This is a genomic window from Butyricicoccus pullicaecorum (assembly GCF_002160355.1).
Lineage (GTDB): Bacteria > Bacillota > Clostridia > Oscillospirales > Butyricicoccaceae > Butyricicoccus > Butyricicoccus pullicaecorum.
The window spans coordinates 108,883-135,010 of the sequence record NZ_NFKK01000006.1; the positions used below are offsets into that span (position 1 = coordinate 108,883).

Genomic DNA, 26,128 nt, shown 5'->3' on the forward strand with positions numbered 1-26,128 from the left:
CCTGTAATGGGGCTCTGACAGGCTGCGCCCAACGCGCACCCGCCGCTTCTAATTGACAGTAGTATAGCATATTTTTCATGGAATTTCTATGCGAAAACATGAACTTTTTACCGGGTTCCAGCGATTTCCAGCCGAACGAAAGTGCGGAAAAAGGGAGTGCAGCGGCACAAATGGCCGTCACACTCCCCTTTTAGAACGCTGCGGGCACGCTCCCATCACAGCGTCATTTTATGTTCCATCGTGATGACCGGGCAATAGCGCTTGTCGCGCGCCTTCAGGCCGATCTGGATGCGTGTTTTCAGGTCTTCCTTCTTTTCCTCGCTGTATCCGAAGGGGGCAACCACGTCAAAAATCAGGTTGATGCGGCGCTCACCCTCGACCACGCGGAAATCGTGCATAGTCAGCTCGGGGTCGATCTTGGCCAGAACATTGAGCGTCGTCTCGCGCATGGCATCAATGCGCGGGTCGCCCACGCGCACCGGGTCCATGTGGATGACCGTGTACACGCCGGTCTGCTCCCAGACCGCCCGCTCGGCCTCGTCGATCAGCTCGTGCACGGCGACAATGTCCGCCGTGTCCGGTACCTCAGCGTGCAGCGAGGCCAGCGACTTGCCAACGCCGTAATTGTGTACGATCAGGTCGTGAATGCCCAGAATACCCGGACTTTGCAGCACGGTATCGGCAATCGCCTGGGCGATTTCCGGGTCGGCTGCCTGACCGATCAGTGGGCTTAACGTATCGCGTGCAATGCCGATGCCTGCCCAGATGATGAACAGTGCGACCAGTACGCCAACCACACCGTCGACCGGCAAGGTGGTGAACTGGCCTGCGACCATACCGATGAGCACAACGCCGGTGGTGACCACGTCGTTGATGCTGTCCTGCATGGCAGCGAGCAGCGTGGGCGAATCGATGCGCGTACCAACCGTGCGGTTAAACGAGCCCATCCACAGCTTGACCAGCATGGTCAGCAGCAGAACCACCGCCGAAACCACCGAAAAGGCAACCGGTTCGGGGTGCAGGATGCGGGTGAACGAGGTTTGCAGGAACTGCACGCCGACCACGCAGATGATGAGCGAGACGATCAATCCGGCAATGTACTCGGTACGTCCGTAGCCGAACGGGTGCTGCTCGTCGGGTGCACGGCCGGTCAGCTTAAAGCCCACGATGGAGATAAACGACGACAGGCCATCCGACAGGTTGTTGACTGCGTCGGCTGCAACCGAAATCGCACCGGTAGCAAAGCCGATGATGAGTTTTGCCGCAAACAGCAGGAAATTACAGAACAGACCGACACAGCCCGACAGGATGCCGTATCTCTCGCGCACCCGTGCATCGCTCGTGCGGTCACGGTCGTCGCCCAGAAAGCGACGAATCAGCAATTCGGTCATAACGGTAAGCCCCCCTTAGAATACAATAAGTATAATATACCGAATATGATTGCAATTTGTAAAATAAAGATTGCCGGGATGCCCCACATGAACGAGCGGTGCAGGGTCTTATGCCGGCACAGCTTCATGGCTGCGTAGGTCAGCGGACAGCCGCCCAGCCAGCAATACAGAAACAGTGTGCGCTCGCGGATGCGCCGTCTGCCGTGTTTGGCCTTCCATTTATCCAGAAACACCGCGCATGCGCCCAGCAAATTGACGGCAGCGAGATAGCATAACAAAATTTTAACAATTGGATGCACGTTCGCCGCCTCCTTTCGGTCTCAGATTTTTGGACATTGGAATATTATAACAGATTTCGCAGGTCGGAGCAAGAAAAAAGCCCGCACAGCGGCAGGGTTTGGACAAAACCACCTGACGTATAACCGTCCGGGACGCGGAAAGGGCTTTGATCGCGGCGTATACCTGCCCGATGGCGTTTCACAATATAGGTAAGACACAGGGCGGGAGGGGATACCTGGTAAGACGTACCGTGTATGCGGCAGCGCAGTCTGTTTCCGGTCGATTTTCGGTCGCAAAAGATCGTTCTTTTCCCGTTTTTTATCCATCCTGCTGTAACCGATTGTATAAAGGATCGCACAGGCAATCCGGTATTTTTGCCCTGGGAGAAATAACCGGAAACATCCTTTGTCACCCTGTGCAGAACTTTGTCCGGCACGTCCGCCTTGAATCAGGCGGGCAAATCGTGTATGATAATAACAAAGCGAATGAAGGGAGAACGCCCATGTCCATCCGCCGTTTGGCACTGCTCATCATGACCGTTCTGCTGCTCGTCAGCGGCTCGGCTATGGCTCTGACCCCAACGCTCCAGGAGGAGATCTACGCCCCGGAAGCCCTGCTTTACTGCGTGGAATCCGGTCAAACCCTGTACGAAAAAGACGCCGACAAGCCGGTAAAACCCGCCTCGGTCACCAAGCTCATGACCGCGCTCGTCGTCTTTGAACATGAAAGCGATCTGTCCAAGAAAACCACCGTATCCGAATCTGCGGTCAACATTGAGCGCGACTCCACCAATATTGCGCTCATCCCCGGCGAAGAGGTGACGCTGGAGAACATGATGTACGCCACGCTCATGCAGTCGGCCAACGATGCCGCCAACGTGCTGGCAGAATATGTCGGCGGGTCGCAGGAGGGCTTCGCCCAGATGATGAACGACAAGGCCGCCGAGCTTGGCTGCACGGGCAGTCACTTTGTCAATGCGCACGGTCTGGATGCCGACGGTCATGTCGTGACCGCTCGTGATCTGGCGCGCATTACAACCGCCCTGCTCGACGACCCCCGCTTCGTCGAGATCGCTGGTGCGCTCATATACACCATGCCCGCCACCAACAAGCAGCCCGAAGCCCGCACCTTCTATACAAAGCAGCGTATGCTGCGTGCAGACTCCAAGTTCTACAACGAGTTTGCGATCGCGGGTAAAAACGGATATACCACTGCCGCTGGCCACACCCAGTGCATGGTCGCCCGCCGCGACGGTCTGACCTATATCGCCATCTCGCTCGGTTCGACCGGGAATATGTATTATCCCTGGCGCGACATGCGCACGCTGTTTGCCTATGCGCTGAACGACCTGCACCCGGTGACGCTCGAAGCCGACCAGCTCAAAAAGATGGCTGACGATGCCGGAATCGCCGACGCGAAACCCAAAGAGGCTTTCACGCTGGCTGTGCCGCAGAACGTCGATGCGGATGCGCTGTCCCTGTCTGATGCGCTGGACGTCGACAACGCGTACGCGGTCAATCTGACCATGAACGACAAGACCGAGGTGCTGTGTACGATGCCCGGTTCGGTGCTCGGTATGGCTGCCCAGCCGACTGCTGCACAGGCATCGACGGATGGACAAGCTGTCACTAAGGACAGTGCGTCATCGCCTGCTTTTTCCGCGCCAAGCTTTCTCAAATGGCTGCTCATCCCGCTCGGACTCATCGTCCTGTTCGTCCTCTGGTTCGTGCTGACCTGCATGTACCGTGCTCGCAAAGTCCGCCGTCAGCGCGCCCGCATCGCGCAGATGCGCCGCCAGTCCCACCGCCGGGACGAAGAATCCCGTTAAACCCCGAACCCCGTCTGGAGGCACTCCACCATGACACAAAACATCCGCATTCGACTCGCGACTCCAGCCGACGCACCCGCCCTTTTAGACGTGTACGCCCCCTATGTCCGCCAGACCGCCATCACCTTTGAATACGACGTTCCCTCTGTCGAGGAATTTACTGCACGCATCGAGCAGACCTTAATGCGTTATCCGTATCTTGTCGCAGAGGTCGACGGTGCGGTCGCCGGATATGCCTATGCATCCCCCTTCCACGCCCGCGCGGCGTATGGCTGGGACACCGAGCTTTCCATCTACTTACAGCCCGGTTTACAGCGTCACCGTCTAGGCTCCCGTCTGTATCGCGTCCTAATCGCTCTGCTGCATGCACAAAACGTGGTCAATGCCTATGCGTGCATCACCTCACCCGGTCCGAGCATCGCGTTTCATGAGTCTCTAGGATTCCAGAAGATCGGCACGTTTCCGCGTACCGGGTGGAAGTTTGAGTGCTGGCATGATGTTGTGTGGATGGAATTGCCCCTGCGCCAGCGCGTGACAACACCGGAGACGTTTATCCCGTTCCCGGAACTGGATCAGGAGACTGTCCGGCATCTGTTAAACGACCCTGTGTGAAGTCACGAAAACGGAATCCCGCCCGTAGGGCGAAATAAAGTTTGGATCAAACCTTTTCAAAGGTTTGCGGAGTCTTGAGGCAGAGCCTCAAGCCGCGTCCCGCAGGACGCGGAACCCCCTTTTGATTTTCGCAAAGCGAAAATCAACGAAAATAAAAATGAAAAGCGCGACCCGCAGGTCGCGCAATACTAAAAAAGACCAACCATTCGGTTGGTCTTTTCTTTTTTGTTTGTTTTGGTTGATTCCCGGGCCGAACACCGGGAATCAAAAAGGGGATTTCGCGTCCTGCGGGACGCGACTCAGGGCTCTGCCCTGAGAACCCGCAAGCCTTTCGAGAAAGGCTTGAGCGAAAGCTTCAATATGGGTGCGGTGCTATGCCTTATGCCATTGCAGTAACGGTCTCGCGCTCGCTCTCATATGCGATATTGATGACCGCAGATACGCACAGCACATTGACCTTACAGATAAACTCCATATCGCTAACAATACCATGATGCGGCAGTGCACGATACTTATCATGCAGCGCCTGAATGCGGGAAATCAGGCCTTCCACGGTATACGGTGCGACAACGCCATCAACCCAGCCCTCAAAATGCTCTTTCGTCAGGCTGCGGCTCAGGCGCATTGCAACGCGCTTCTCGTAGATGTAATGCGCGAGCAGGCCGTGCGGATACAGGTCGTCATTGTGCGGATAGCAGAAGAAATCGGTCAGGTAATGGCAGATTTCTCCGAGATCGACCGACAGATCGCGGCCGTTGGCATCGCGCAGGGTGTAATTGCTGCAAAATGCACGAAGTTTATCCATCACTTCGTCGAACATCAGCGAGGGATAGTGACGCTTGGTCAGGTAAGTACCGGTCAGGTCGGGCTTGAGATTGCCGTAACGGAAAGCGTTTGCATCAAACGTGACGCCGGCGTTCTCCTGAATGTGAGCCAACAGCAGGTTGGCGACGCGGGTATGCGAGATGGAATCCATGCTTTTCCTCCAAACTACGATTAACGAATCCCGCGGCGCTTGGCGTCGCAGTCTCTTTCTCTTATTTTCTCTTATTTCAAATATTATCAAACAAATGTGCGGGTGTATCCCCTATTAGGACGCCCGAACATGGATATTATATCATCTTTTCCGCAATTTGTCATGTGAAAATTAAGAAAAAAGCGCCGGATTCTGGATGACATTTTTGCATGTTTTCCGTCATTTCCTGTAAAAAGAAATTTTATCTTGCACGAAAGGCTTCATTTTTGAAGCGCACCTTACCCTCGAGCGCTGCGCGCAGCTTCTGGCACATTGCCTCGCGGTCCTGATTGAGCGTTCCGGCAAGGTTCACGTAGTTGGATGCGTGGTTTGCGCGGAAGATACTGCCCTCGCAGTCGATGTGCTCGAGCAGGGTGAGCGTCTCCTGTGCGATCTCGATGGGGTTCATCAGGTAGAACTTGCCCTCCTGCCAGTCGCGCATGAGCGGCGTAGGCAGCTCGAACAGCAGGGTCAGCAGGCCGATATACTCGGGCTTCATGCGCGAAAGTGCCTCTGCGGTCTTGATCGCGTGCTCTTCGGACAGCTCGAGCGAGCCCAGACCGGCAATGCAGGTCACCGACAGCTTCATGCCTGCTTCCTTGACCATCAGACCGGCACGGACGATCTCGTCTGCGGTCTCGCCCTTATTGACGCGGCGCAGCACCTCATCCGAACCCGATTCCAGACCCAGATAGATCATATCCAGACCCAGTTCGTGCAGCATGTTGAGGTCTTCCTGCTTCTTGACCAGAATGGACGCGGGCGAACCGTAGCTGGTCACGCGCTCGCACTCCGGGAAAAGCTCGCGGATATAGCGCAGAATCTCGGCCATGTGCTCGGGTCGGCACATGAGTGCGTCACCGTCTGCCAGAAAAATACGGTCAACCTGACGATAAGCGCGGCGCGCCTCGTTAAAGTCGCGCTTGACGTCCTCGAGCTTGCGCACGCGGAACTGCTTTTCCTTGTACATATCGCAGAACGTGCACTTGTTGTGGCTGCATCCAATGGTCACCTGTACAATCAGGCTGTATGCCTCGGACGGCGGGCGAAATACCCGGCCTTCGTAATGAATCATGGGAAATTCTCCTTTTTCAGCGTCGTTTTTTTGGTTTGAGAGCGAAAAACAGGCGGGGCTTACCGCTCCGCCTGCTGGATCGCGTTTCGCTTTTTTTATTCGGCAGACGGCTCTTCTTCCGTCTCGTCCGCGGGCTGCTCCTCGGGCTCGGTCTCGTCGACTTCGGCCTGCTCAGCAGCTGCTGCGCATGCTTCCGCACACGAGCAGGTATCGCAGTCCAGTGCGTCATCACCGTTCTCGCTCATCATCTCGTCCAGCTCGTTCATCGCCTTGAGCTCGGCCTCGTGATAAATCTCCTCGCGCTTCTTCTTGCGGATCATCGCTGCGGTCAGCGCACCCGCGCCAGCCAGTGCACCCACAAGGGCGACGCCATAACCAAGTTGTTTTTTCATTTCTTTGTTCACCTCTGTCAGTAGGTTCATCGGACTTGATCCCGATTTATACTCGAAGATATACTTAGACTTTAGCACACCCCGCGCACAAAGTCAATGAACGGGATGTGAATTTCGCCGGTCTTCGCACACGCCTGCCGCCATCCGGCATTTTTCTATTCCCGTCCACCGTTCGGTATGCTATAATGTGCTTATATTTTATCCCAAAGGAGGCGGCTGTATGCCCCGTACCGCTCACCCTCGCTATCACATCGGCCTGCGCACGGTCAAGACCGGTACAGCCGTCATGCTCGCACTGCTGCTCGACAGTATGCGACCCTCTGCCATGCCCATTTTTGCCGCCATCGGTGCCATCGTCGTGATGAGCCGCACGCTGTCCGACGCCATCACCGCCGCGTCCACCCAGCTTGCAGGCATCACCTGCGGCGCGATTGCCGGCTGTCTGTTCTCGCTGCTCTTTCCCAATAACCATTATATTGCAATCGGTCTGGGTTTGATTCTGCTCATCCCCATCTGTCATCCGCTGCGCATCGGCTTCGCCGTCCCACTGACCTGCATCGTCTTTGTCTCGGTCTGTCTGTACGACCCCGCGACCGGCTCACCCATCGCCTACGGTATCAACCGCTTTTTGGATACCTCGATCGGTCTTTCCACCGGTTTTGTCATCAACGCCGTGCTCAAACCGTACAATAACTATCCGCTCATCCTGCGCCTGTTCCGTTCCTATCAGGAAGCCTATCCGGCTGCTTTGCGGGAATTGCTCGTTGACGGACATTACCCCGATCTTGCACCCTTCGAGCGTCAATGCCGCAGATTATACGACGAAATCCGCATCTTTGGCGACCAGCCCTTCGCCAACCAGAAACGCAAACAGGACACCGCTTATCTATGGGGATGCTATCAGCTGGCAGAGAAAATACACTTTGAACTCGCTGCGCTGGCGGGGATGGATACGCTGGGCGTGCCGAATGATGAAATGCGTGCACGATTGCATGAAATGAACGTGGACGTGCCCGACGAGATTCCGATTCCGGGACTGGATGAAGAGAGTCTGGTTTTGGGGTATCACCTCAAAAATCTGCTCGACGCACATGATTATTTGCAGGGTCTGCTCGACCTCCCCAAAGAACCACCGCAGCCCTAATTGAAGTTTGGATCAAACCTTTTCAAAGGTTTGCGGAGTCTTGAGGCAGAGCCTCAAGTCGCGTCCCGCAGGACGCGAAACTCTCCTTTGATTTTCGCCTTTGCGAAAATCAACTAAAATAAAAAATAAAAGCGCCGTCCGCAGACGGCGCAATCTCTGGAAAGACCAACCACGGGGTTGGTCTTTCCTTTTTTGTATGTTTAGATTGAAACCCGGGTCGGACACCGGGTTTCAAAAGGGGATTCCGCTCGCTGCGGCGAGCGGCCAGCCTGCGCGGCTGGATCGCGCCGGGTCGCAGACCCGGACCCGCTTATCGCCCGCGGGCGGGATTCCGTTTACTTTACTGGTTCCTTGATCTTTTCCAGTAATTGTGCACCAGTCACGTCATCAGTGATATTAAACCGGGTCATACTATACAAACAAGACGGGTCACCCTTGACCAAGGTGTTAATACCCTCGCGGATGGTGACAGTCAGACGCACGCCCATCGTTTGCAGCATACCCTCGGTCACGGCGTTATGCAAACCAAACGGATAGGCAAAAGCCAGGGTATCATAGCCGAATGCCGCGTGAATGGCATCATTTGCCTTATGAAAATCATTGCGGAAGGTAGTCATATAGGAATCCAGCGATTCGTTCGGGCGCGGCAATACACCGCGGCGGTAGCCGTCAACGTCCAGTCCGGACACGTTATGCATGTCATAGGTATGGTTCTGGATATTGATGACGCCGGCATCCACCCACTTTTTTGCCTCTTCATACGAGAAATGCGGGATAATCGGCACGCCGAAGTCTTTATAGGTCGATTTTCCGACCGAAACGCCGATACAGTAAATAGTGGCGTTCAGTCCATTCTTTTGCAGGACGGGTGCGGCGTAGGTCAAGTTACTCTGATAGCCGTCGTCCATCGAAATCCAGACCGGTTTTTCGGGCAGTGGGGTACCGTTGTCCACGTAATCTACGATCTGCTCGGGTGTGACAGCCGTATAGCCCGCCTGTTTGAGGGCTGCCATCTGTTCTGCGAAGCGCTCGGGCGATACCACCATGGTCGAGCCGCCCGGCTCTTCATCAAAGTGGTGGTACATGAGTACGGGCAGGTAATCGGTCGCGGGCGAGGTCTGTGCCGCTGCCGCTGTGGTCGTCTCGGACGACGCTTCCGTGGGCGCAGCTTGTGCCAGACCGGTCAGCAGGCACGCCGACAGCATGACCGCTGCCAGGCGGCGCAGCAGGGATTTTTTTCTAAAATGCAACTGCATGAACTTCCTCTCTTTTTCGGACATTTTCTTCAGTATAGCACAATCTTACCCGTTTGAAAAGGGTATCACGCACACGCTGACCGGTTTTCGCACCATTTCCCGGATTTTTCCAATCCCTTCCCGCTCGTCTGCGCATAAAAGGATTGTATCCGCGCGTATTTTGCAGTATAATTTTGCAAGAACGACCGTGAAACACCGGCCACGTTCATTTTTAAATCAAATGGAATTTACAGAAAAGGAAAAGCCTATGCTGCAAGAATTTTCCCGCGCCGCACTGCTGCTCGGTGCCGACGGCATGGACCGTCTGGCAGGGGCACACGTCGCGGTGTTCGGCATCGGCGGTGTCGGCGGAGCTGCCGCCGAGGCGCTCGCCCGCGCAGGCGTCGGCGCCCTCACGCTCATAGACAATGACGTGGTCTCGGTCTCCAACCGCAACCGCCAGATTATCGCCCTGTCCTCCACCGTCGGCCAGCCCAAGGTCGAGGTCATGGCCGCGCGTATCCGCGATATTAACCCCACCTGTACGGTTACCCCGCTTCAGATGTTCGTCACGCCCGACGATGCACCCGATCTGTCCCAGTTCGACTACGTGATCGACGCAATTGACACGGTCACCGCCAAGCTGTTTTTGATCGAGACCTGCAACAAGCTGGGTGTGCCTCTCATCTCGTCCATGGGTACGGGCAACAAGCTCGACCCCACCCGCTTCCAAGTCGCGGATATCTACAAGACTTCGGTCTGTCCGCTCGCGCGTGTCATCCGGCAGGAGTGCAAAAAACGCCGCATCAAGCGCCTGAAAGTGGTCTTTTCCACCGAGGAAGCCGCAAAAATTCCGCCCGAACGCTATGCACTCTGTCCGGGTGAGTCCAAGGGCACGGCTGGCCGTCCGGTGCCCGCGAGCGTTTCGTTCGTTCCGCCTGTCGCGGGCTTCATTCTCGCAGGCGAGGTCATCAAGGATTTGACGGAGGGACTTCGATGAATATTTTAGTCAGCGCCTGTCTGCTCGGCATGAACTGCCGGTACGACGGTTCGCACAACTACTGCCCTGAGCTGGAAAAGCTCATGGAAGAGCACATCCTGATTCCGGTCTGTCCCGAGCGCCGGGGCGGTCTGGACACCCCGCGGGAACCGGCTGAGCGTCAGGGTGACCGCATCATCGCACGCGACGGCACCGACGTGACCGACGCGTACATCCGCGGTGCGCAGGAGACCCTGCGGCTGGCCAAGGAGTACGACTGCCGCTATGCCATCTTCAAAGAGCGCAGTCCGTCCTGTGGTGCGGGCGTCATCTACGACGGCAACTTCTCCCACACTCGCGTGCCGGGTGACGGCATGACCACCCAGCTGCTGCGTGCCAACGGCATCATCGTGCTGGGCGAAAGCCAGATCAGCGCACTGCTGCACAAGTAAAAAGGAAAATCCCCATCCATTCGGATGGGGATTTTTTATGCAAAAATGGGGTTGGTCTCTTGAAAAACAACTGTTCGCTGACCCAATGTGCCATCCAAAACCACCTTGGCGATCATGCCGTCCGCGTCATAGTCGATGGTCATTCGTCCGACCGGCTGCCCGTCCAGCTGTTCGACGATCTCAGTCGGCTGTCCTTGTTCGTTATACGCATACACCCAGGTTCGTGCGCCCAAATCATCCGAAACGATGATTTTCTGCACGACACCTTGCGCGTCATAGACGGTTTCCGACCGGCCAAAACGCAGACAGGCTTCGTTTGGCATCAAAAGGGACAGTGGGTTGACGTCACCCCCGATATCCAGGATGCTTATGCCCTCGTACACGGCAGTTTCACACCAGCCGCCGTCCGGTGTGTCTGCATAGGTTTTGCAGATCGTGCTCTGAGTCTGACCCTCGCAGATCTCTTCAACCTGCACGACTCGCCCCTGTGCGTCCAGCTCGTACGCGTACGTCGTCACCAACTGGTCTTGTCCCTGCGTTTGTGTCTGGGACAGGACGTGTCCCTCCCGGTCGTACGTCCACCGCAGTTCCAGATCGACTGCACCGTCCGCCAGCGTCCGGGACACGCGCAGCCGGTTGCCGTCCCGGTCGTAGGCATTGCGCACGATCACGTTGGGCGGCTGGTTGGGTGACGGGAAATAGTAGGTTGTCACAGGCTGACCATATATATTGTACGCGTCTACCTGTGTCCCGTCCGCCGTACGCCAAAAGGCAATCTGATTGCGGTCTTGCACGGGTTTGGTATAGGCGTAAGTCACGCCTGCGGTCAGCGCAGTGGCAGCCAAGGCTGCAATCAAGCGTCTCGACTTCATGTTTCGTCCTCTCCGAGCTGTGGCCCGTCGACTTCCCGCGACTCGGATGTACCGATGACCGCGCCCGTGCTGTCATAGGTGATCGCGCGGCTGATGAGTCCGTCTACGTCGTATTCGATCACTGCACGGTCCTCCAACTGCCCATTTATATAGCGATCCTGACCGGTTGCGCGGTTTTGGTCGTCGTAGGTATAATACGTTTCGATCGTTTGGCCATCCTCACCCCAAGTCACATGCTGTTCGGTAAGATTTCCTGCCGCGTCATATTCCTGAATGATTTCACTCAGAATCGACCCATCACTCTGCTGCATGGTGTAGCTGCCGTCCGGGCGGTCGGTATAGGTCTGTGTGGTGGTCGACTGATATTCCACGTCGCCGGTCTGTGCGTTGATCGTGGTCTGCGTCATACTGGTGATGCGTCCCTTTTCGTCATAAGTATACTCGGTGAACGTGTCACCAACCGACAGACCGGTCTGGCTGACACAGTTTCCATGCGCGTCATAGCGTTCGTGCAGATGCAAAACCGCCTTGCCGTCCCCGTCAAATCCCCAACCCTCGACGCGGTTTCCGTTGCGGTCATAGGCATTGAGATTGGAGCGCGACCAGTCCGTGTTCATTTGTTCGGCAGCCCACTGTGCATCCTCGCTTTGACCTGTAACCTCCATTCGGGTATAGATTTCGACCGGTTTGTCCTGTGTATTCATGCCATAGATCATGCCGACTTCGGTATTCACTTCTTCTGTCTGCGTCGTACTGGTTTGCAGCTGCCAGCGAACAACGGTGTTATTTTCCCGAATTGGTGCAACATAAGCATACGTAACACCACCGGTCAATGCTGCGGCGATGAGTGCGGCCAAAATGCGTTTTCCCTTCATACGATCACCCCTTTTCCTCAGTTTACACCCGCGTTTTCGTCCCGGCAAGAAACAAATCGGTATCAGAAGGGCAAAAAAATACCTGCCTTGCGGCAGGTATGGAGGTTACGGGGTGGTTGGGGTGGTCGGATTGGTTTGCGCCTGCTGAGTCGCCTCAGTGGCAGCAGCCTGACCGTCGGTGGTGACCGTCTGGCCGTCAGCTGCCGTCTGGTCAGCGGCTTGCTCGGTGGTCTGAGCAGGCTGCTCTTCCTTGGGCTGCTCCTGCTCCTGTCCCTGTGCCACGATAACCGTGGTATTCTGGGACTGGGCAAAGTCGACCCACGCCTTCGGTGCACCGGTCAGCGTCTCGATCTCGCTCGTGCTCACCACGTCGTTGATATCGGTACCGTACAAAATGCGGCGGATGGCGTTGCCGTCGTCTCCGTAGACCGTCAGCGTGCGGTTTTGCTGCATACCGGCGTTGATGACGCAGTTTTCGGTCTCACGTCCCTGGTCGTCGTAATAGTAGACCATGCGGTACTCGCCCTTTTCACGCCAGAGCGGCTTGCCGTTATCGTCATAGCAGGTCAGGTCGGAGGCGAGGTCGCCGTCGGTGATCGTGCGGACGACCGTGCCCTCGTTGGTATGTTCACGGGAATAGGTCTCGCGAGCGGTCAACACATCATTCTGATAGCTGTCCTTTTGCGTGATCTCACCGTTTGCGTCGTAGGTATATTCATAGGTGCAGACGGTCTCGGTCACACCCTCAGCCGTGCGTGCCTGATAGATCCACTGGGTCTGGTCGCCCTGCTCATTATAGGCATACTGGCTGTAAACGAACTCCTTGCCGTCGTCATAGCTATGAACCGCAACCTTGCGACCCTGTTCGTCGTAGGTATATGTCGTGATAATCGGTTCTTCATTTTCCAGAACGGTGACCACCGTGTCGCCCTGTGCGTTATAGCCCAGCGTCATCACGATATCATCGCCCATTTTATTGCTCTGCGTCTCGCGCGTCCAGCGCACGACGGTATTATAAGGCTGTGCCTCGGGGCTGAGCGACTCAGCCGCCTGCGCCTGATTGCGTGCTCGACCCTGGAAGGTCAGGGTGGGAACTGCGACCAGTGCGGCGCACAGCGCGATGGCAGTCAAAAACTTCCAGCGCATCCGTCTATTTCCTCCTCCTTGGGGTTAAATTTCCGTACTGTATTTTAGTTTAACGGTTTTTTGTATAAATTACAAGGGCGAAATTGTGAACTTTAAGCAAACTGATCGGTTTTTTCCGACAAAAGCACCGCACCCCTCATGAAGTTTGGATCAAACCTTTTCAAAGGTTTGCGGAGTCTTGAGGCAGAGCCTCAAGTCGCCCGTCGCAACGGGCGAAATTCCCCTTTGAAACCCGGTGTCCGACCCGGGTTTCAATCAAAACATACAAAAAAGAAAACCGTTCCTTTCGGAACGGTTTTTATGAGCGGCTTTCAGCCGCAAGAGAGTCTTGCCGCCCACTCGTTTATCCGCGCACAGCGCGGAAATAAGGATAGTGACCTACGGGCTTTGGGCGGCGCTTTTTTATTATTTTTGGTTGATTCCGGCATGAGCCGGAATCAAAAAGGGGATTCCGCGTCCTGCGGGACGCGTCTCAGGGCTCTGCCCTGAGAACCCGCGGCCTTTCGAGAAAGGCCGGCGAAAGCTTCCATTAGGGCTGCGGTGCTTCTCGCGAAAAAAAGACCGTCCCCGAAGGGACGGTCTCTTAAAAACCATCTATGCGATTAGTCTACGCTGTACAGAGCCTGCAGCTTCTGCAGATGAGTAAATCTCTTCTTGGAAGCTTCTTCTGCCTCGGTGAACAGCTTCTCTGCGCGCTCCGGGAAGGAACGGGTCAGAGCAGAGTAACGAGCCTCGCCCATGATGAAGTCACGGTAGCTGGTGGTCGGCTCCTTGGACTCGAGGATGAACGGATTCTTGCCCTCAGCCTTCAGTGCCGGGTTGAAGCGGAACATGTTCCAGTAACCGCAGTCAACAGCCTTCTTCATTTCCTTCTGGCAGTTGGTCATGCCGCCCTTGATGGAGTGCATCTCACAGGGAGCGTAACCGATGATGAGGGACGGGCCATGGTAAGCCTCTGCCTCAGCGATTGCCTTCAGGGTCTGAGCCGGGTTTGCACCCATAGCAACCTGAGCAACGTATACGTAGCCGTAGCTCATTGCGATCTCAGCCAGGCTCTTCTTGCCGATCTGCTTACCAGCAGCAGCAAACTGAGCAACAGCGCCGATGTTGGTTGCCTTGGAAGCCTGTCCACCGGTGTTGGAGTAAACCTCGGTGTCGAATACCATAACGTTGACGTCCTCACCGGAAGCCAGAACGTGATCCAGACCGCCGAAGCCGATGTCGTATGCCCAGCCGTCGCCGCCGAAGATCCAGATGGACTTCTTGGACAGGTATTCCTTCTCAGCCAGAACTTCCTTGCACAGTGCGCAGCCAGCCTCTGCACCCTTCTCGAGTACAGCAACCAGAGCCTTGGTAGCCTCTGCGTTTGCTTCGCCGTCGTCCTTGGTCTCGAGGAACTTAGCGATTGCTTCCTTCGCCTCTGCCGGAGTCTGGTCGTTCTGAGCCATCTCCTCGAGCTTGCCGATCAGGCGCTCACGGATCGCCTTCTGGCCGTAGTACATACCAAGACCATGCTCAGCGTTATCCTCGAACAGGGAGTTCGCCCAAGCCGGGCCGCGGCCTTCCTTGTTAACGGTGTACGGAGAAGTAGCAGCCGGGCCGCCCCAGATGGACGAACAGCCAGTTGCGTTGGAGATATACATGCGATCGCCGCAAACCTGAGTGATCAGGCGAGCGTAAGCGGTCTCAGCACAGCCTGCGCAAGAGCCAGAGAACTCAAGCAGCGGGGTCTTGAACTGGGAATCCTTGACAGACTTGTTCGAAACCATGTCTGCCTTCTCGGAAACCTTTGCTACCATGTAGTCGAATACGTCCTGCTGTGCAGCTTCCTGCTCCTGCGGAACCATGGTCAGGGACTTGGTCGGGCAAACGCCTACGCAGACGCCGCAGCCCATGCAGTCGAGCGGAGAAACAGCCATGGTGTACTTGTAAACACCCTTGCCCTTGCCAGCCTTGACGTCGACGATGCGTGCAGCCTCCGGAGCGGCAGCAGCCTCTTCCTCGGTCAGAGCGAAGGGACGGATGGTAGCATGCGGGCAAACGTATGCACACTGGTTACACTGGATACAGGTATCCTGGTTCCAGGTCGGAACGGTAACAGCTACGCCGCGCTTCTCATATGCAGCAGCGCCCTGCTCGAAGGTACCGTCTACATGATCGCCAGCGAATGCGGATACCGGCAGAGAGTCGCCGTCCATACGGCCAACCGGCTCCATGATCTCCTCGACCATCTTGACGGTCTTCTCGCGGCCCTGCAGCTTCTCGCCCTTTGCCTCGTCCTGTGCGTCAGCCCAGGATGCCGGTACGTCGATCTTAACGAATGCAGTTGCGCCAGCGTCGATTGCCTTATGGTTCATATCAACGACATCCTGGCCCTTCTTCAGGTAGGACTTGGTTGCTGCTTCCTTCATGAAGCGGATTGCGTCCTCAGAAGGCATAACCTTAGCCAGTGCGAAGAATGCGGACTGGAGAATGGTATTGGTGCGCTTGCCCATACCGATCTCGATTGCCAGGTCGATTGCGTTGATGGTGTACAGCTGGATGTTGTTCTTTGCGATGTAGCGCTTCTCGGAAGCTGCCAGATGATGCTCGAGCTCCTCGGGAGTCCACTGGCAGTTGATCAGGAATACGCCGCCCGGCTTTACGTCACGCACGATCGGGAAGTGCTTGGTGATGTAGGACGGGTTGTGGCAAGCAACGAAGTCAGCCTTATTGATGTAGTACGGGCTCTTGATCGGCTTGTCGCCAAAACGCAGATGCGATACGGTAACGCCGCCGGTCTTCTTGGAGTCGTACTGGAAGTATGCCTGTACATACTTGTCGGTGTGGTCACCGATGATCTTGATGGAGTTCTTGTTTGCACCAACGGTACCGTCGCCGCCCAGACCCCAGAACTTGCACTCGGTGGTGCCCTCGGCTGCGGTGTTCGGAGCCGGCTTCTCTTCCAGAGACAGGTAGGTTACGTCGTCGTTGATACCCAGGGTGAACATGTGCTTAGGCTCGTCCTTAGCCAGCTCTTCGTATACTGCGAAGACAGATGCCGGAGGAGTATCCTTGGAACCCAGACCGTAACGGCCGCCGGTAACAACGATGTCGTTCTTGCCTGCGTTGCGCAGAGCGGTAACAACGTCGAGGTACAGAGGCTCGCCCTGTGCGCCCGGCTCCTTGGTGCGGTCGAGGACTGCAATCTTCTTTGCGGTCTCCGGGATAGCAGCCAGCAGCTTGTCAGCAGCGAACGGACGGTACAGACGTACCTTAACCAGACCAACCTTCTCGCCCTGAGCGGTCAGGTAGTCGATAACTTCCTCAGCGACGTCGCAGATGGAGCCCATTGCGATGATGACGCGCTCTGCGTCCGGTGCGCCGTAGTAGTTGAACAGCTGATAGTCGGTGCCCAGCTTTGCGTTGACCTTTGCCATGTACTCTTCAACGATGCCCGGTACGGCGTCGTAGAACTTGTTGCAGGCCTCACGATGCTGGAAGAAGATGTCGCCGTTCTCGTGCGAGCCGCGCATAACCGGATGCTCCGGGTTCAGAGCGCGCTTGCGGAACGCCTCAACAGCGTCCATATCGCACATCTCAGCCAGGTCGCTGTAATCCCAAACCTGAATCTTCTGAATCTCGTGCGAGGTACGGAAACCGTCGAAGAAGTTGATGAACGGAACGCGGGACTTGATGGTTGCCAGATGAGCAACAGCAGACAGGTCCATGACCTCCTGCGGGTTGGTCTCGCACAGCATTGCGAAACCGGTCTGGCGGCAAGCCATAACGTCAGAGTGATCGCCGAAAATGTTCAGCGCGTGCGAAGCTACGGTACGCGCAGATACATGGAAGACACAGGGGAGCAGCTCGCCTGCGATCTTGTACATGTTCGGGATCATCAGCAGAAGACCCTGCGATGCGGTGTAGGTGGTGGTCAGAGCGCCTGCAGCGAGCGAGCCGTGAACCGTACCGGCTGCGCCTGCCTCGGACTGCATCTCGATTACCTTAACCGTGTTGCCGAAGATGTTCTTCTGGCCAGCGGCAGCCCACTGGTCAACGTTGTCTGCCATGGGGCTAGAGGGGGTAATCGGATAGATACCCGCGACTTCAGTAAATGCATACGACACATGAGCCGCAGCAGTATTACCGTCCATGGACTTCATTTTTCTTGCCATGTTGTGAAATCCTCCTTGATGGAAATTACGGATTGACGAAAAAAGCAGAACGGCGCAGAACGGACTGCGTGCATTCTAAAAACAAAATACGTTACCTAACGTATTTTATCACAATTGGCCTGCCAATGTAAACCTTCGCTTGTGAGTTTTTTGCAATTCTTCTGCGATTTTCTGAAAAAGATTGGCAATCAAGGCAAAAGTGTATTATATTAGTATCATATAATTGATCTTTTTCGGGGAGGTTTGGGTATGGTTTCTCTGGTACACGCGGCTGGGCTTTCCGGAATCGAGGGTTACATTGTCTCGGTCGAGTGTTTCTTCTCAAACGGATTGCCGCGTCTGGATATCGTCGGACTGCCCGGCAAGGCGGTTTCCGAAGCCGGTGAGCGCGTGCGTGCGGCGGTCAAATTCGCGGGGTACGAATGGCCGGTCTCGCGTATCACCATAAACCTCGCGCCCGCCGATGTGCGCAAGGAAGGGCCGGTGTATGACCTGCCCATCCTGCTGGCCATCCTGTCGGCCTCCGGGCAGATCGCCCCGCCGCCGGACGACGCTTTATTTATCGGTGAACTGTCGCTGACCGGTGCGCTACGCCCGGTGTCCGGTGTGCTGTCCATGCTGCTGGCCGCGCGGGATGCCGGTCTGCGCCGCGCCTACGTCCCGGCGGACAATGCCGCCGAGGCCGCGTACGCCGAGGGCATCGAGGTCTTCCCCGTTCCCACCCTGACTACATTATTAAACCACCTCTATCGCGGCGTTGTCCTGTCTCCCTGTCCGCCGCCTGCGCCGCCCGCAGCCGCGGACGATGCGCTGGACTTCTGCCACGTCCTCGGTCAGCAGACGGTCAAGCGTGCGTTAGAGATCGCCGCCGCCGGCGGTCACAACATCTTATTATGTGGGTCACCCGGCTCGGGCAAGAGCATGATGGCCAAGCGCTTTTCCACCATCCTGCCCCCGCTCGAACCCGACGAACGGCTGGAGGTCATCCGCATCTGGTCGGCGCTCGGTCAGGGCGAGCAGGCCGCACGCATGGTCGGTCGTCCGGTGCGTGCGCCCCATCACACCACCTCGGCGCAGGCGCTCGCGGGTGGTACCGGTCGTCCCGGCCGTCTGCCCCAGCCCGGAGACATCTCGCTCGCGCACAACGGTGTGCTCTTCCTCGACGAGTTCCCCGAATTTCATAAGGATGTGCTCGAAGTGCTGCGCCAGCCGCTCGAGGATGGCGTAGTCTCCATCTCCCGCGCCATCGGCAAGGTCGATTACCCCGCCCGCTTCCAGCTCATCGCCGCAATGAATCCTTGCAGATGCGGCTGGTACGGCACGCCGCGCTGTGTGTGCTCACCCGCCGCCGTACAACAATATATACACAGGCTTTCCGGGCCGCTCATGGATCGCATCGACTTGCAGGTCGCCGTGCAGCCGGTGTCCTATGCCGCACTCGCCGCACGGGGCGAGCGCACCGAGGAAACATCAGCCGCCATCCGTGCGCGGGTGCTGGCCGCACGCGAGCGGCAGCGTGACCGTCTGCGCGATCTGGGCATCCGCGTCAACGCCGCCATTCCACCCGCTCACATGGCCGACTGCTGTCCGGTCGATACCGCCGGGCAGGACATGCTCGCGGCTGCCTTCGACCGTCTGGGTCTGACCGCCCGCGCTTACGACCGTCTGCTGCGCGTCGCGCGCACGGTGGCCGACCTCGCAGGCGCCGACGTCATCGGTGCACCGCACATCGCAGAGGCACTCAGCTACCGCACTGTCGACCGTATGGGCTGATTACGTTTTGTTATCCCCAGATCATCCCCAGGCTTTGTGGATAAGTCTGTGGATGATGTGCACAACTTCCCGGACGCGCATTTTCGACGGGAATTTCACAAAAAAAGTTTGATTTTCCGACCAAATTCCCGGACGCTCGCGCATGGCCCTGTAATCAGAATCCCCACCCTGCACAGACTTATCCACAACTTTGCCTTTTTGTATCCTGCGTACACGCAAAACCCGTATTTGTACGAAAAAGGTTGACAAAAAGGGTAAAATGTGGTGTAATGACTTTGTAACCATATTGTAATTTTTTCCGAACAGCCTGCTCTGACATTTGCTGAAAGGAGTTTTTTGCCATGAAGCATTCCCGCGCGCTCTGCGCGCTGCTTATGACCGCAATGGCCTGTTCGTTTGTCCCGCCCGGCAATGCGCTGACCGATGTATCGTCGTGGGCTGAACCCGACGTGATGGCAGCCTCTGCCGCCGGTCTGATGCCCGATACATTCGCCGCGCTTGCAGCCAAGTCTTCGGTCTCCCGCGCGGAATTCTGCGCGGTCGCCCTCAACCTGTATGAGGCCGAGCGCGAAACGGCGGTCAAACGAACCACCAAAGTCTATTTCGATGACTGCGATGACCCCGATGTTAACACCGCATACGAGATGAACCTCATTTCCGGACGCGGAAACGGTGTCTTTGCACCCGACGAGTCGGTCAGCCGTCAGGATCTCTGTGTGATTCTGGACAGCGTGCGCGAAAAATGCGAGGTGGACAAGCCCACCGCTACGGTTTCGGCTTCCTCCTTCCCCGACGGCGGCGAGGTACGCGATTACGCAGTTTCCGCCACCGAGACCATGCTGTCTACCGGTATTATTAAAGGAGTCGAGGCGACCGTCTCGAACGACCCCGAACAGGCCGGTCAGACCATCACCCTGCTCCAGCCTCAGGGCACTGCCACCCGTGAGCAGGCGCTCATCATGGCCAGCCGCTTCCTGGACACCTTCGATGCAGAACCGCTCAAGCCCTCCGAGATGATTACCAACCCGGTTGCCGTCGAGGATGACCCCGAAGCCAACGTGGAGGACGATTCCGAAGAGGACAACCTCTCGGACGCAGAGCGCGAAGAACTGGCTGAGGAGTACGGCGCAGACCAGAATCTGACCATGCCCACGCCGGTTGCCGTCGCGGGTACGGTCGAGCAAAAGATGGAACAGGTCTTCGGCCCGGGCGGCAGCTACTACACCGATCAGGCAACCGCGGAGTCGCACATGGTCAAGGTTCAGGTGCAGGTCTGGTCGCTCATGTCCAGCGGTCAGAAAACCCCGGCCATCCGCACCATCGAGGTCAACGAGGCCATCGCTGACGAGATCCAGGCCGTCTTTCAGGAAATCTTTGAGGGCGACGAAAAGTTCCCCATCAAGGACGTGGGCGGCTATTCCTGGCGCACCAGCACCAAATCCGAACACCGTCAGGGCACGGCGATCGATATCAACTACATGGAGAACATGGAGTGCACCATTGACGCATCCGGCAACATCGTAAAGATCACCACCGGTTCCCACTGGACACCCGGCGACGATCCGTATTCCATCCCCGCCGGCGGTGATGTCGTGCGCGCTTTCGCTCGCCACGGCTTTGCCTGGGGCGGTGATGCATGGTCGAAAAAGCGCGACTTCATGCATTTCTCTTACTTCGGTACTTAATTTTTGTCCCCTTTTTCCTGCCCCGTCCAACCCTGCCCGGATGGCTCATCCGCCGTCCGGCGGACGATGCAGGCCCCCTCCAATGAAACCGCTCCTTCAAGGAGCGGTTTTTTATTGATCGCGCAAATTCTTATGATTTATTTAAGATTCTTTAAGATTTATTTGCCCTGGTTGACCCAATCTGCCAAATTTGCTACAATGGTCGATCTGCAAAAAACAAGGAAAGGATTTTTTCGACATGCTGCCAAAATACAATGCATTTCAGCTCAAACTGTTTATGGCCATTCTCATGGTCTTTGACCACATCGACCACATTCCCGGTCTGCTCCCCATCGAACTTGCCGGTGTTTTCCACGTTCTGACCCGCTGTGTCGGTGTATTCTTTGCCTTTCTCGCGGTCGACGGCTTCCGCTACACCCACGACCGCAAACGTTATGTCCTGCGTCTGTTCGTCTGGGCGGCCATCATGGCGGCCGGCAACACCGTTTACAATCTGATCGCATCCGACCCGACACTGTCCCTCCACAACAACATTTTCTTTACCCTCGCGCTCGGTGTGCTCATGCTGTGCGTACTCGCAGGCTCTGGTCCGCTCCCGCTGCGCATCTGCGGCGTGGTCTTTCTGGTGCTCTTCGCGACCATTTTCGCAGAAGGCGGCATCGTTGTCCTGCCCTTCATGCTCATCACCTACCTGTGCCGCGACCGCATCCTGCTGCGCAATCTGCTCTATCTCGCGCTCGGTGCGCTGCTGTTTGTCATGACCTTCGTCCCCTACCCCACGCTGTCCGAGACCCTGACCATGCTGGCCATCAACTCGGAATTTATGTTCCCGCTGGTCATCCCCTTCCTGGCCATGTACGACGGCACCCGCGGCCCCAAAACCGCATTCTCCAAGTACTTTTTCTATGTGTTCTATCCGCTTCACCTGTGGATCATCGGTCTGATCGCGCTGCTCGTCCGCTGACCCCGCAAACGCTCTGCCGCCCGGCAGGGCGTTCTTTTTTTGCCGCTTCGTGCATGCTTTGCTCTCTGTTTCTGAATCACTTGTTTCTGACACAAAATCGTCAAAACAATCCTAGCTTTATCAATTTTTTGCCATTGTCTCGCCTTGTTCCCAGTGTTATCCTGTTATCAGTAAAACAAGCGCGGACGTGCCGCGTCCTACCTATCTGCATATATTTTTTTGACTCACAAACAGAAAGGGGCTTTCCCGTTATGGCAAATATCTCCATGCGACACCTCAAAAAGGTCTATCCGGGCAATATTGAGGTCATTCCCGACCTTAACCTGGAAATTCAGGACAAGGAATTCATCATCCTGGTCGGCCCGTCCGGCTGCGGTAAGTCCACCACCCTGCGCATGATCGCAGGTCTGGAAGAAATCTCCGGCGGCGAAATGTACATCGGCGACAAGCTGGTCAACGACGTTCCGCCCAAGGATCGCGATATCGCCATGGTTTTCCAGAACTACGCGCTCTATCCGCACATGACCGTGTACAAAAACATGGCTTTCGGTCTGAGCCTGCGCAAGGTTCCCAAGGACGAGATCGACCGCAAGGTGCACGAGGCTGCCAAGATTCTGGACATCGAGCACCTGCTCAACCGCAAGCCCAAGGCGCTGTCCGGTGGTCAGCGTCAGCGTGTCGCACTCGGCCGTGCAATGGTACGTGACCCCGCAGTCTTCCTGCTCGACGAGCCGCTGTCCAACCTGGACGCAAAGCTCCGTACCCAGATGCGCACCGAGATCACCAAGCTACACAAGCGTCTGGGCACTACCTTCGTCTACGTCACCCACGACCAGACCGAGGCAATGACCATGGGCGACCGTATCGTCGTTATGAAGGACGGCATCATCCAGCAGGTCGACACCCCGCAGAATCTGTACAACGAGCCCTGCAACATGTTCGTTGCCGGCTTCATCGGTTCGCCCCAGATGAACTTCATCGATGCCACCATCTCGGCACACGGCGACCGCTTCCACGTCGATTTCGGCGAATATTCGGTACCCATCCCCGAGGGCAAGGGCGGTCAGGACGTATTCGGCCCCTATGTCGGCAAGCCGGTTGTACTCGGTCTGCGCGCCGAGGACTTCCGCACCGAGGACATCATCCTCACACATGCAACCGACAACCTCATCGAAGCCGACGTTGAAATCGCCGAGCTGATGGGCGCTGAGGTCTTCCTGTACACGGTCTGCCAGGGTCAGAAGGTCACGGTCAAGGCACCGGCTCGCGTACAGGCCAAGGGCGGCGACAAGGTCAAGCTCGCCATCGACCTCAACCACATGCACATCTTCGACAAGGAGACCGAAAAGGTCATCTGCAACTAAAAACCTCTCAAGCCACGGGAACGGTTCCCTTGCCTGTTCCCGGGCCCTCCTCTTGACAGGCGGTCGGGGAGTTTCTCCCTGGCCGCTTGCTTGACGGTTACTATATAACTATTTGTATTATTAAAGGAGATTATCACTATGAGCAAAGTAACGATTGCAACCGCTCCGTGCTCCTGGGGCGTATGGTACGCAGACGGCACCCCCTCGGGTACCCCCTGGAACGTGTTCCTCGATCAGGCCGCTGCCGCTGGCTACAAGGCACTTGAGCTCGGCCCCGACGGCTACCTGCCCACCGACGAGGACGTACTGCGCGAAGAACTGACCCGCCGCGGTCTGGACGTGTGCTCGGGCACTTGCTGCTATCAGTTCGACCGCTACGCTTCGTTCGACGACTTCCGCGCACCGGTTGACGCACTGTGCAAGCGTCTCACTGCATTCGGCGCCAAGTATCTGGTTGCGATGGACGAGTCCGACGTCGGTCTGTACAGCGAGAAAAAGGCTGACTTCCCGGCTGAGGTTTGGAACAATTTCCTGGAGAAAATCCGTCTGATGGGCGAGTTTACCAAGAACGAGTACGGTGTTGAGGTGGTTTACCATCCGCACATCAAGACCATGATCGAGACCGAGGCCGAGATCGAGCGTCTGATGGACTACACCGGTCTGCGCCTGTGCTTCGACACCGGTCACCATGCTTACGTCAACGGCAACGGCGAGCGCGGCGAGACCTCTGCCATCGACTTTATGAAGAAGTACGCTGACAAGATGGCATATCTGCACTTTAAGAACGTAGATTTTGACGTTTTCCGCACTGTGCGCGAGCAAAACCTGGATTCCGATACCGCATTCGACCGCGATGTCATGTGCGATCTGCGCGACGGCATCATCGACTTTGGTGCGCTGCGCGACACCATCGAGGCAATCGGCTTCGAGGGCATCGGCGTCATCGAGCAGGACATGCCGCGTGCGACCACCGAGCAGGCATTCGCCGCTGCACGCCGCAATCTGGACTATCTGCGTGAGATCCATCTGATCGACTGAGAAACGGAGGAAGAGCAAGATGCATATCGTTGTTTGCAAAGATTATGAAGAAATGAGCCGCCGTGCGGCCGAAATCGTAGCAGAACAGATCAAAAAGCGTCCCGACGGTCTGATTAGCTTCCCCGGCGGCGACACCCCGCTGGGCATGGTACACGTCTTCGCGGACATGGTAAACGAGGGCAAGGTCGACATCTCGCGCATGCACTATGTGTCGCTCGACGAGTGGGTCGGTCTGTCGAATGAGGACGAGGGTTCTTGCGGTCTGTTCAATCAGCAGAACCTGCTGTCCCGCTTGCAGCATCCGTTCGCGGGCACACACATCATCAACGGCGCTGCCGAGAACATTGAGTCCGAGCGCGTCGCCCTCAACGACTACATTTCCCAGTACGGACCGCTCGACGTATCCGTGCTCGGCATCGGCATGAACGGTCATCTGGGCTTCAACGAGAACGGTGTTGACTTCGATCTGGACGCACACATCATCCCGCTGAGCGAGACCACCCTCAAGGTCATGACCAAGTATTTCGGTGAGAAATTCCATCCCACCCATGGCATTTCCCAGGGTATCCGTCAGATTATGGCGGCAAAGACGGTCATTCTGATCGCAAACGGTGCGCACAAGGCTGAGATTCTCAAGAAGGCCGTACATGGCCCGGTTACCAATGAAGTACCGGCCAGCGTGCTGCAGAATCACCCGAACTGCTATGTCGTAGCCGACGAAGCGGCTGCGGCGCTGCTGTGAGCACCATGCGCGAGCTTCTTCGCCGCGCGGCAGGACGGCGTGTGACCGTGGGCTTTGATGGTTTCATCGACACCATCGCCCGACCGGTTGCGCGCACCGCGACTGCCGACGCACCCGCGCAGTATTTCGAGTCCATCCCGGCGTTCGGGCAGTATCTGGTCGAGCACGGCGGCAAAAGCTGCTCGATCGCGCTGCACGTCGAGCGCCGTCAGTTGGGCGGCAACCTGCCCCACCTGTCTCGTGCCGCGAGCATGCTCGGTCTGGACGTGTCCTGTGTGGGTATGCTCGGCCAGCCCGGCATCGACCCGGTCTTCTCCGACCTGCCGTGCAAGCTGTACAGCTTCGCACCGGCCGGCGAGGCCACCGCGCTGGAGTTTTCCGACGGCAAGGTCTTCCTCGCCGCCGATGCCGTCTGGAGCGACGACCCCTGGCAGGATGTCTGTGCGCACGTTCCGCAGGCTGAGCAGCTGTTCCGCGAGGCCGAACTGATCGCGTTGGTCAATTGGAGTGAGCTGGACGCGTCGCAGGCGTTATGGCAGGCGGTCTACGACCGTGCCGTGCGCCCCGACCGCGCAAGCTTCAGCCGCTTCGCCTTCTTCGATCTGTGCGACTGCACCCGTCGGTCGGCTGAGCAGCTCGACCAGGTGCTCCGGCTCCTCGGTCGCTTTGCCACCCGCCGCACGGTCGTGCTCAGTCTCAACGAGAACGAAGCGCTCGACTGCGGCCGCAAGCTGCTGGACGGTTTGGATGATCTCGGTGCACTGACCGAGGCGCTGTGCCAGCGGTACGGCATCCAGCAGGTTCTCGTACACACCATCCGCGAGACCCTTCTGCGCACGCCCGACGGCCTGACCCGTGAGAAAACGCGCTTTGTCGCCCAGCCCCGCATCTCGACCGGTGCGGGCGACCACTTCAACGGTGCGAGCTGCTTTGCGCTGCTCGCCGGGTTATCCGACCGCGACCGTGTCCACTTCGCCGGTGTCTTTGCCTCGACGTATGTCGCCAAGGGCAGCACCCCGACGCTCGACGAAGTGCTGGATGCGCTATAAGACATGAAAAAAAGAGAGAACGCAAGCGCGTTCTCTCTTTTTGTTTGAGCATGCTCAGAAC

The 26,128-nt window shown here is 57.0% G+C and carries 22 protein-coding genes; 12 read left to right on the forward strand and 10 right to left on the reverse strand.

Annotated features, from left to right (window positions below; translation table 11 throughout):
- Positions 1 to 215: 215 nt before the first annotated feature.
- Both B5F17_RS07105 and B5F17_RS07110 read right to left on the reverse strand, forming a co-directional pair.
- Positions 216 to 1,391 (reverse strand): cation diffusion facilitator family transporter, encoded by a 1,176-nt coding sequence (locus B5F17_RS07105; protein WP_016149002.1) that lies wholly within the window; start codon positions 1,389 to 1,391, stop codon positions 216 to 218.
- Positions 1,388 to 1,690 (reverse strand): DUF1294 domain-containing protein, encoded by a 303-nt coding sequence (locus B5F17_RS07110; protein ID WP_087372367.1) that lies wholly within the window; start codon positions 1,688 to 1,690, stop codon positions 1,388 to 1,390. The genes B5F17_RS07105 and B5F17_RS07110 overlap by 4 nt, the downstream gene beginning before the upstream one ends.
- A gap of 482 nt (positions 1,691 to 2,172) precedes the next feature.
- Here B5F17_RS07110 and B5F17_RS07115 point away from each other — a divergent pair, with 482 nt between their 5' ends.
- Both B5F17_RS07115 and B5F17_RS07120 read left to right on the forward strand, forming a co-directional pair.
- On the forward strand, positions 2,173 to 3,498 hold the full coding sequence (locus tag B5F17_RS07115) for a D-alanyl-D-alanine carboxypeptidase family protein (RefSeq protein WP_162608113.1): 1,326 nt from the start codon (positions 2,173 to 2,175) through the stop codon (positions 3,496 to 3,498).
- Between the two features lie 30 nt (positions 3,499 to 3,528).
- A complete protein-coding gene (locus tag B5F17_RS07120; protein ID WP_087372372.1) occupies positions 3,529 to 4,110 on the forward strand; it encodes a GNAT family N-acetyltransferase in 582 nt (193 codons plus the stop codon).
- Positions 4,111 to 4,489: 379 nt separating this feature from the next.
- On the opposite strand, the gene B5F17_RS07125 is transcribed toward B5F17_RS07120, so the two are convergent.
- The 3 genes from B5F17_RS07125 to B5F17_RS07135 all read right to left on the reverse strand — a co-directional run bounded on the left by B5F17_RS07125 (position 4,490) and on the right by B5F17_RS07135 (position 6,592).
- Complete coding sequence (locus tag B5F17_RS07125) at positions 4,490 to 5,086, reverse strand: zinc dependent phospholipase C family protein (protein WP_016148998.1); 597 nt, start codon at positions 5,084 to 5,086, stop codon at positions 4,490 to 4,492.
- Between the two features lie 241 nt (positions 5,087 to 5,327).
- On the reverse strand, positions 5,328 to 6,200 hold the full coding sequence (locus B5F17_RS07130) for a radical SAM protein (RefSeq protein WP_087372375.1): 873 nt from the start codon (positions 6,198 to 6,200) through the stop codon (positions 5,328 to 5,330).
- Positions 6,201 to 6,295: 95 nt separating this feature from the next.
- Positions 6,296 to 6,592 (reverse strand): hypothetical protein, encoded by a 297-nt coding sequence (locus tag B5F17_RS07135; protein ID WP_087372378.1) that lies wholly within the window; start codon positions 6,590 to 6,592, stop codon positions 6,296 to 6,298.
- A 220-nt stretch (positions 6,593 to 6,812) separates the two neighbouring features.
- Between B5F17_RS07135 and B5F17_RS07140 the strand changes: the two genes are divergently transcribed.
- Positions 6,813 to 7,736 (forward strand): aromatic acid exporter family protein, encoded by a 924-nt coding sequence (locus B5F17_RS07140; RefSeq protein WP_087372381.1) that lies wholly within the window; start codon positions 6,813 to 6,815, stop codon positions 7,734 to 7,736.
- 335 nt (positions 7,737 to 8,071) lie between these two features.
- On the opposite strand, the gene B5F17_RS07145 is transcribed toward B5F17_RS07140, so the two are convergent.
- The gene (locus B5F17_RS07145; protein ID WP_162608114.1) at positions 8,072 to 8,986 is read right to left on the reverse strand and encodes a polysaccharide deacetylase family protein; all 915 of its coding nucleotides are present in this window, start codon (positions 8,984 to 8,986) and stop codon (positions 8,072 to 8,074) included.
- 253 nt (positions 8,987 to 9,239) lie between these two features.
- Between B5F17_RS07145 and B5F17_RS07150 the strand changes: the two genes are divergently transcribed.
- Together B5F17_RS07150 and B5F17_RS07155 are read left to right on the forward strand one after the other, a co-directional pair.
- The gene (locus B5F17_RS07150) at positions 9,240 to 9,971 is read left to right on the forward strand and encodes a tRNA threonylcarbamoyladenosine dehydratase (RefSeq protein ID WP_087372385.1); all 732 of its coding nucleotides are present in this window, start codon (positions 9,240 to 9,242) and stop codon (positions 9,969 to 9,971) included.
- On the forward strand, positions 9,968 to 10,402 hold the full coding sequence (locus B5F17_RS07155) for a 2-thiouracil desulfurase family protein (RefSeq protein WP_016148992.1): 435 nt from the start codon (positions 9,968 to 9,970) through the stop codon (positions 10,400 to 10,402). Before B5F17_RS07150 ends, B5F17_RS07155 begins: the two co-directional genes overlap by 4 nt.
- 35 nt (positions 10,403 to 10,437) lie before the next feature.
- Here B5F17_RS07155 and B5F17_RS07160 read toward each other — a convergent pair whose 3' ends face one another.
- The 4 genes from B5F17_RS07160 to nifJ form a co-directional block, all read right to left on the reverse strand.
- Entirely contained in the window at positions 10,438 to 11,274 is an 837-nt protein-coding gene (locus tag B5F17_RS07160) for an RHS repeat domain-containing protein (protein ID WP_087372388.1), read from the reverse strand.
- Positions 11,271 to 12,149: a hypothetical protein gene (locus B5F17_RS07165; RefSeq protein WP_087372391.1), complete on the reverse strand. Its 879-nt coding sequence runs from the start codon at positions 12,147 to 12,149 to the stop codon at positions 11,271 to 11,273. The genes B5F17_RS07160 and B5F17_RS07165 overlap by 4 nt, the downstream gene beginning before the upstream one ends.
- 105 nt (positions 12,150 to 12,254) lie before the next feature.
- Entirely contained in the window at positions 12,255 to 13,295 is a 1,041-nt protein-coding gene (locus tag B5F17_RS07170) for a hypothetical protein (protein WP_087372394.1), read from the reverse strand.
- Between the two features lie 602 nt (positions 13,296 to 13,897).
- Entirely contained in the window at positions 13,898 to 17,452 is a 3,555-nt protein-coding gene (nifJ, locus tag B5F17_RS07175; RefSeq protein WP_087372398.1) for a pyruvate:ferredoxin (flavodoxin) oxidoreductase, read from the reverse strand.
- Positions 17,453 to 17,701: 249 nt separating this feature from the next.
- On the opposite strand from nifJ, the gene B5F17_RS07180 reads away from it, so the two are divergent.
- The 7 genes from B5F17_RS07180 (at position 17,702) to B5F17_RS07210 (ending at position 26,067) form a co-directional block, all read left to right on the forward strand.
- Positions 17,702 to 19,225: a YifB family Mg chelatase-like AAA ATPase gene (locus tag B5F17_RS07180; RefSeq protein ID WP_087372400.1), complete on the forward strand. Its 1,524-nt coding sequence runs from the start codon at positions 17,702 to 17,704 to the stop codon at positions 19,223 to 19,225.
- Positions 19,226 to 19,566: 341 nt separating this feature from the next.
- Positions 19,567 to 20,910: a M15 family metallopeptidase gene (locus B5F17_RS07185; protein ID WP_087372403.1), complete on the forward strand. Its 1,344-nt coding sequence runs from the start codon at positions 19,567 to 19,569 to the stop codon at positions 20,908 to 20,910.
- A 238-nt stretch (positions 20,911 to 21,148) separates the two neighbouring features.
- On the forward strand, positions 21,149 to 21,874 hold the full coding sequence (locus tag B5F17_RS07190) for a TraX family protein (protein WP_087372406.1): 726 nt from the start codon (positions 21,149 to 21,151) through the stop codon (positions 21,872 to 21,874).
- A gap of 251 nt (positions 21,875 to 22,125) precedes the next feature.
- Complete coding sequence (locus B5F17_RS07195) at positions 22,126 to 23,238, forward strand: ABC transporter ATP-binding protein (protein ID WP_087372409.1); 1,113 nt, start codon at positions 22,126 to 22,128, stop codon at positions 23,236 to 23,238.
- A gap of 138 nt (positions 23,239 to 23,376) precedes the next feature.
- The gene (locus B5F17_RS07200) at positions 23,377 to 24,276 is read left to right on the forward strand and encodes a sugar phosphate isomerase/epimerase family protein (RefSeq protein WP_087372412.1); all 900 of its coding nucleotides are present in this window, start codon (positions 23,377 to 23,379) and stop codon (positions 24,274 to 24,276) included.
- A 19-nt stretch (positions 24,277 to 24,295) separates the two neighbouring features.
- Positions 24,296 to 25,018 carry a glucosamine-6-phosphate deaminase gene (locus B5F17_RS07205; protein ID WP_087372415.1) on the forward strand — a complete coding sequence of 241 codons (723 nt, stop codon included), beginning with the start codon at positions 24,296 to 24,298 and terminating at the stop codon, positions 25,016 to 25,018.
- 5 nt (positions 25,019 to 25,023) lie between these two features.
- Positions 25,024 to 26,067, forward strand: coding sequence for a carbohydrate kinase family protein (locus B5F17_RS07210; protein WP_242968722.1), 1,044 nt, complete (start codon positions 25,024 to 25,026; stop codon positions 26,065 to 26,067).
- The last annotated feature ends 61 nt before the right edge of the window (positions 26,068 to 26,128 follow it).

Coding starts and splice junctions, on each gene's coding strand:
- B5F17_RS07130 (WP_087372375.1), bottom strand. CDS start 6,200: ATGATTCATTACGAAGGCCGGGTATTTCGCCCGCCGTCCGAGGCATAC.
- nifJ (WP_087372398.1), bottom strand. CDS start 17,452: ATGGCAAGAAAAATGAAGTCCATGGACGGTAATACTGCTGCGGCTCAT.
- B5F17_RS07155 (WP_016148992.1), top strand. CDS start 9,968: ATGAATATTTTAGTCAGCGCCTGTCTGCTCGGCATGAACTGCCGGTAC.
- B5F17_RS07125 (WP_016148998.1), bottom strand. CDS start 5,086: ATGGATTCCATCTCGCATACCCGCGTCGCCAACCTGCTGTTGGCTCAC.
- B5F17_RS07150 (WP_087372385.1), top strand. CDS start 9,240: ATGCTGCAAGAATTTTCCCGCGCCGCACTGCTGCTCGGTGCCGACGGC.
- B5F17_RS07115 (WP_162608113.1), top strand. CDS start 2,173: ATGTCCATCCGCCGTTTGGCACTGCTCATCATGACCGTTCTGCTGCTC.
- B5F17_RS07195 (WP_087372409.1), top strand. CDS start 22,126: ATGGCAAATATCTCCATGCGACACCTCAAAAAGGTCTATCCGGGCAAT.
- B5F17_RS07165 (WP_087372391.1), bottom strand. CDS start 12,149: ATGAAGGGAAAACGCATTTTGGCCGCACTCATCGCCGCAGCATTGACC.
- B5F17_RS07105 (WP_016149002.1), bottom strand. CDS start 1,391: ATGACCGAATTGCTGATTCGTCGCTTTCTGGGCGACGACCGTGACCGC.
- B5F17_RS07205 (WP_087372415.1), top strand. CDS start 24,296: ATGCATATCGTTGTTTGCAAAGATTATGAAGAAATGAGCCGCCGTGCG.
- B5F17_RS07200 (WP_087372412.1), top strand. CDS start 23,377: ATGAGCAAAGTAACGATTGCAACCGCTCCGTGCTCCTGGGGCGTATGG.
- B5F17_RS07180 (WP_087372400.1), top strand. CDS start 17,702: ATGGTTTCTCTGGTACACGCGGCTGGGCTTTCCGGAATCGAGGGTTAC.
- B5F17_RS07170 (WP_087372394.1), bottom strand. CDS start 13,295: ATGCGCTGGAAGTTTTTGACTGCCATCGCGCTGTGCGCCGCACTGGTC.
- B5F17_RS07160 (WP_087372388.1), bottom strand. CDS start 11,274: ATGAAGTCGAGACGCTTGATTGCAGCCTTGGCTGCCACTGCGCTGACC.
- B5F17_RS07140 (WP_087372381.1), top strand. CDS start 6,813: ATGCCCCGTACCGCTCACCCTCGCTATCACATCGGCCTGCGCACGGTC.
- B5F17_RS07135 (WP_087372378.1), bottom strand. CDS start 6,592: ATGAAAAAACAACTTGGTTATGGCGTCGCCCTTGTGGGTGCACTGGCT.
- B5F17_RS07120 (WP_087372372.1), top strand. CDS start 3,529: ATGACACAAAACATCCGCATTCGACTCGCGACTCCAGCCGACGCACCC.
- B5F17_RS07210 (WP_242968722.1), top strand. CDS start 25,024: ATGCGCGAGCTTCTTCGCCGCGCGGCAGGACGGCGTGTGACCGTGGGC.
- B5F17_RS07190 (WP_087372406.1), top strand. CDS start 21,149: ATGCTGCCAAAATACAATGCATTTCAGCTCAAACTGTTTATGGCCATT.
- B5F17_RS07185 (WP_087372403.1), top strand. CDS start 19,567: ATGAAGCATTCCCGCGCGCTCTGCGCGCTGCTTATGACCGCAATGGCC.